Source organism: Macromonas nakdongensis (assembly GCF_002837145.1).
Lineage (GTDB): Bacteria > Pseudomonadota > Gammaproteobacteria > Burkholderiales > Burkholderiaceae_C > Macromonas_B > Macromonas_B nakdongensis.
Genome location: NZ_NWMV01000179.1, coordinates 1 through 1,327 on the forward strand (window position 1 = coordinate 1; position 1,327 = coordinate 1,327).

The window sequence follows — 1,327 nt, forward strand, 5'->3', positions numbered from 1 at the left end:
CGGCCTGCGCTGGCAGACCCGCGGCCTCCAGCCCTGGTCGCGCTGGGTCACTCCGCGCAACCCGCCGGTGGGCACGCCGCGCTTCGATACCCGCTTCTTCCTGGCCCGGCTGCCTGACGGCCAGCAGGCGGTGCACGACGACCACGAAGCCGTCGAGACCCTCTGGATCGCCCCGCGTGCCGCGCTGGAGCGCTACTGGGCCGGCGAGATCGGCCTGATCCCGCCGCAGCTGATGGGCCTGGCGCAACTGGCGCGCCATGCCGACAGCGCCAGCGCCTGGGCCGAGGCGCTGACGCGGCGCCCGCCCTTCATCCTGCCCGAGCACTTCATGGACGGCGAGCACCGCGCCATGTGCTACCCCGGCGACCCGCTGCACCCCGAGCCGGCGCGCGCCCTGCCCGGACCGACCCGCCTGCGCCTGGTGGAGCGGCGTTTCGAGCCCTTTGATGGCTTTGACGGGTGGTTCCGGTGAGCGCCGCCGCGCCGTTGACCGCGCCCACCTGGCGCTTCCTGGTCGCCCACCTGTCGCACCTGGTGGCGCTGGGCTTCGGTTCTGGCCTGAGCCGTCGAGCCCCCGGCACCGTGGGCACCTTGTGGGGTTGGGCCGCCTTCCTCGTCATCGAGGCGCTGTGGGCGCCGCCAGACCGGGTCTGGGCCGCCCTCATCGGCGGCGGGCTGCTGCTGGGCTGGTGGGCCAGCGTGGCCACGGTGCGCCGCTGCGGCGTGGCCGACCCGGGCTACGTCGTCATCGACGAGATCGTCGCCTTCTGGCTGGTGCTGTGGCTGGCCATGCCCATGGGCCTGCTGGGCCAGGCCGTGGCCTTCGGCCTGTTCCGTTTTTTCGACGCGGCCAAGCCCGGCCCGGTGGGCTGGGCCGACCAGGCCTTCAAGGGCGGCGGCTGGCGTGGCGGCTGGGGCATCATGTTCGACGACTTGGTGGCCGCTTTCTGCACCCTGCTGGTGATCGCCCTGTGGCGCTTCTGGTGAGCGGCGTCCGATGACCTGGCCCCAGCCCTCTGCCGTGTCTGCGATCGGCGCCGCCGATCCGCTGCTGTGGCTGGCGCCCGACACCGCACCGGTGCTGGCTGCCCTGGCCGAGCGGCTGCGCGGGCGCGGCGAGCGCCTGGCCACCGCCGAGAGCTGCACCGGCGGCCTGATCGCCGCCGCTTGCACCGCGCTCGGCGGCTCCAGCGACTGGTTCGAGCAGGGTTGGGTCACCTACTCCAACGCGGCCAAAACCAGCCAGCTGGACGTGCCGGCAGGCCTCATCACCGCCCACGGCGCGGTGAGCGAGCCGGTGGGCCGCGCCATCGCCCTTGGGGCGCAG

General features: G+C 73.9%; 3 protein-coding genes. All 3 read left to right on the plus strand.

The window, feature by feature from the left end:
- A partial coding sequence (locus tag CON77_RS15025; protein WP_500778845.1) for an NUDIX hydrolase occupies positions 1-472 on the plus strand: 472 nt, incomplete at its 5' end.
- Positions 469-987: a phosphatidylglycerophosphatase A family protein gene (locus tag CON77_RS15030; RefSeq protein WP_232788567.1), complete on the plus strand. Its 519-nt coding sequence runs from the start codon at positions 469-471 to the stop codon at positions 985-987. The genes CON77_RS15025 and CON77_RS15030, both read left to right, overlap by 4 nt.
- A gap of 61 nt (positions 988-1,048) precedes the next feature.
- Positions 1,049-1,327: CinA family protein (locus CON77_RS15035; RefSeq protein ID WP_439650592.1), on the plus strand; the 279-nt coding region annotated here is incomplete at its 3' end.